The organism is Actinomyces sp. MRS3W (genome assembly GCF_032465695.1).
Taxonomy (GTDB): Bacteria; Actinomycetota; Actinomycetes; order Actinomycetales; family Actinomycetaceae; genus Actinomyces.
Window position 1 is genome coordinate 1 of the sequence record NZ_JAWDJJ010000324.1, and the last position, 3,676, is coordinate 3,676.

Genomic DNA, 3,676 nt, shown 5'->3' on the forward strand with positions numbered 1-3,676 from the left:
CTACCGGCGTACTCCCGGCAGCGTCCGGTACGCGCCTGCCGCCTCAGGCGAAGTCAATGAGTGTGTTGTCGATGAGACGGGTGGCACCGACGCGCGCGGCGACCGCGAGCAGTCCCTGCGCCGGCCGCGTCCCACGCCCCTGGGCCTCGAGCGCCGGAGCCTCCTCGGGTTCCAGACCCAGTCCTGCCCCGGCCAGGTCGATGAAGGAGTCAGGGTCGACGACGGCGACATAGTCGATCTCCACGCCCGCGGCGGCGTCGAGCACGCCCAATGCCGTCTCGCGGACTTCAGCGGGATCGGCACCGGTGCGCGCCGCGGCACGGCCCGCCTCGAGCGCCCGCGATAGAGCCAGGGCCTGGCGACGCTCGTCGTCGGACAGGTAGGAGTTGCGCGAGCTCATGGCCAGCCCGTCGGCTTCCCGGCGGATGTCGACGGGGATGATCTCGACGGGGACGGCGAGGTCGCGCACCATGGCCTTGACGACGGCGAGCTGCTGAGCGTCCTTGCGGCCGAACATGGCCCAGCGCGGTGCGGTCAGGTGCATGAGGGAGAGCACCACCTGGCAGACACCGGCGAAGTGAGTGGGCCGGGTACGTCCCTCCAGGACGGTGGCCAGCGGACCGGGTTCGATGCGCACCTGCGGCTCGCCGTGGGGGTACATGACCTCGGGCGTGGGGGCGAAGACCACCAGGCGTCCCACCGCGAGCGCACCGTCGGCATCGGTGAGGACGGCGGTGAGCCCCGCCAGGTCCGCCTCCAGGGTGCGCGGGTAGGCGTCGAGGTCCTCTCCGGGGGCGAACTGGAGTGGGTTGACGAAGATGGTGACGACGACGGTGCCGCCGTCCCCAACACGGCGGGCCGCCTCACGCACGAGGTCGAAGTGGCCCTCGTGGAGTGCCCCCATGGTCATGACGACGGCGCGCGGCGCGGTGTCGCCCGCTAGGGCCGTCTCGAGTTCGGCGCGGGTACGGGCCAGGGTGGTGCGGGAAGTGGGAGTGTCCGGGGAGGGCGAGGCAGTCATGAGGCAACGCTAGATCATTGCTGTCGAAAGCAGCGGGTCGCGCAGACGCTCGCCCCTCACCGAAACCGGCACTTGTAACGTGCCGAGACCGGCACTAATGACGTGCCCAGACCGGCACTTGTGACGATGGGGTGGGGAGCGGGCGTCGCGGTTCGCCTCCGAGCAGCGTGGGCTCGACGCCTTGTGACCGTCCGAGTCGGTGGGCGCCGCTGAGGTGCTGACGGTTCGACAGCTGTCCTGACGGTTCGTACCTTCCAGTGAACGCTTCGGCACGTAGGCTGACGGTTCGGCAGCCAGGGTGCCGAACCGTCACGGCAAATGCCGAACCGTTGGTGCGAAGTGCCGAACCGTCGTCGAAAGGTACGAATCGTCGTTGGAAAGTACGAACCGTCGCACACGGGCCGGGCGCGGGGTGGTGCGTGCCCGGGCGCAGGTGGAACGCACCCCAGCCCCGTGGAAGGCGCACCTCCACCGCGAGGACGGGCTCAGGTCACTTTGACCGGGGCGCCCGTGCGCGGGCTCGGTGCCGGCTTCGGCCAGGCGCAGCACGGTGGGTTAGTCGGCGGACTCCCCGAATTCGTCGGGCCCTGCAGACCCGGCTGATTCTTCGACGTCCTCCGCCAAAACCTCGCGCAGGTCGCGCACCTGCTGGGAGCCGAGCGCACCGGAGGCCTCACGGCGTGCGACCGTCGCCTCGGCGAGAGCCCGGTAGGTGGCCACCACATCGTTCAAGTCCCGCCCGTCGGCGTCGCGCAGGTCATGCAGCGCTTTCAGGTGGGTGCGCACGGTGCCGGCGTCTCCACGCGCCACCGGGCCAGTCAGCCCGGCCTCCCCCTCCCGCAACGCCCGGTCGAGCGCGGCCGACAGCAGTGGAGCCAGGGTGGAGGCGCCATCTTCCACACCGGCGGCCGCCAGGATCCGCACGGCCTGAGTGACAAGCGTGACCAGATGATTAGCGCCGTGGGCGAGCGCGGCGTGGTAGGCCCGACGGGACTCCTCGGCCAGTACGAATGGTTCGCCACCAAGTTCCACGGCGAGGGCCTGCCCAATGGGCAGCACGGCGCTCGGAGCGGTCACGGCCATGGGGCAGCCGACCAGGCGCGCGACGTCCGTGGAAAAGCCGCCGAAAGTCATGGCCGGGTGGATGGCAAGCGGAATAGCGCCGCAACGTCGAGCGGGTTCGAGGATGGCGGTGCCGTAAGCGCCGGAGGTGTGGACGACCAGCTGGCCGGGCTGCCAGCGGCCCAGGTCGGCCAGGCCTTTGACGAGGCCCGCCAGGGCGTCGTCGGGGACGGCGAGCAAGACGAGTTCGGCTCGTTCAACGATCTCCTCAACCTCCAGCAGCGGGACGCCGGGCAGAAGCAGTTCCGCACGCTCGCGCGAGGCCTCGGAGACGGCGTGCACGCCGATGATGTGGTGATCCACCGAGCGCAGGGCCGACCCCAGCACGGCGCCGACACGGCCCGCGCTGATAATGCCGACTCCCAGCCTTCCGGGGCGGGACGGTCGGGCGGAGCCCGGGGACGGCGCCGGCACCGCCGAGGACAGCTGCGATGCACCCGGGGACGAAACGGCGTCAGCACCCGTCGAGTTCCGATCGGGCACATGGGGACTCGTCGACTTCGGATCGGGCACAGCGGAGATGGAGGGCATGACGCGATGCTCTCATGGCGCTAACCGAACGGCCACCGCGCCCCGAGGCCTGTGCCCGCGGCCAACCACATTTGGAACCAGGCGGCTACGGGGCCGGAGGGCGCTCATCAGCGCCTATGCCAGAGCCGACTTATGCCGCGCTGCCGTGTGGGGAAGAGCCGGAGTTCAGGTCGTCGTCGTCATCCTCGCCGATGGCGCACCAGTGCTCCACCAGCAGGCCGATGCCGCTCCACAGCACGCAGGCGGCCAGGCAGGCGCCGGTCGACCACGCGAGCGAGGCCATGGCGGATGAGTTCAGGTTGAGCAGCGCGACCACAAGCCCGCCGGCATAGACGCCGCCGACGACGGCCCCCACACAAGCTGAGGCCTGCGCGGCCGCGGCGGTGGCGGCGGCACCGGTCGGGGTCATCCATGTAGGTTCATGCTCCCGCAGACGCCGCACAGCAAGCCCGGCAATGAGCACGACGGCGGCGATGACGACGGCGACCGCGGCCCCCCAAGGGGTCAGGGAGGGAACCCAACCATGGTGGCGCAGCATGAGGTCGGAGGCGACCCAAGCAAGCGCACCGGGGCCGAGGAAGCACGCGAGGACTGTGGTCCAGCGCGTGCGCCGCATCAGAAGCCCTGGCCGTTGCGGCCGATGACGTCGTTCCAGTTGGGCGGCGCGGCCCAGGTGTCCTCTGCGTCATCCTCCACGTCATCACCCGGGACGACCCCGGCGGCCGACTCGGCAGCGGCTCCAGCCTGCGCCGACGGCGCCGACGACTCGGTGAAGACCGCGCCGGGAGCGGGATCTGCGGCGTGGCGCGCGGACGGCTGCTCAGGCGCGGAGGACTGCGGAGAGGCCGGTTGCTGCACCGGCTGCTGGGGGACGGCGGGTGGCGCGGCCTCGGGCGCCGCCAGCGGCTGTGCCGGAACGGACTGGACTGCCTCCGGCGCGGACGGTTGCTGGACCGGCTGGTTGACGGGTGCGGCCGCCTGTTGAGGACCGGCGGGTGGTGC

General features: G+C 71.1%; 3 protein-coding genes and 1 pseudogene. All 4 read right to left on the reverse strand.

Going from position 1 to position 3,676, the window contains the following annotated elements; all coding sequences use genetic code 11:
* Positions 1–43: 43 nt before the first annotated feature.
* Entirely contained in the window at positions 44–1,021 is a 978-nt protein-coding gene (gene panC, locus RWX45_RS12225) for a pantoate--beta-alanine ligase (protein WP_316023995.1), read from the reverse strand.
* 555 nt (positions 1,022–1,576) lie between these two features.
* Entirely contained in the window at positions 1,577–2,674 is a 1,098-nt protein-coding gene (locus tag RWX45_RS12230) for a Rossmann-like and DUF2520 domain-containing protein (RefSeq protein ID WP_316023996.1), read from the reverse strand.
* 130 nt (positions 2,675–2,804) lie between these two features.
* A complete protein-coding gene (locus RWX45_RS12235; protein ID WP_316023997.1) occupies positions 2,805–3,290 on the reverse strand; it encodes a DUF3180 family protein in 486 nt (161 codons plus the stop codon).
* Positions 3,290–3,676, reverse strand: a pseudogene (locus tag RWX45_RS12240) (hypothetical protein); the annotation flags it as partial. The gene RWX45_RS12235 and the pseudogene RWX45_RS12240, both read right to left, overlap by 1 nt.

Excerpts from the sequence above, each read along its gene's own strand:
- RWX45_RS12230 (WP_316023996.1), bottom strand. The coding sequence starts at position 2,674 with ATGCCCTCCATCTCCGCTGTGCCCGATCCGAAGTCGACGAGTCCCCAT.
- panC (WP_316023995.1), bottom strand. The coding sequence starts at position 1,021 with ATGACTGCCTCGCCCTCCCCGGACACTCCCACTTCCCGCACCACCCTG.
- RWX45_RS12235 (WP_316023997.1), bottom strand. The coding sequence starts at position 3,290 with ATGCGGCGCACGCGCTGGACCACAGTCCTCGCGTGCTTCCTCGGCCCC.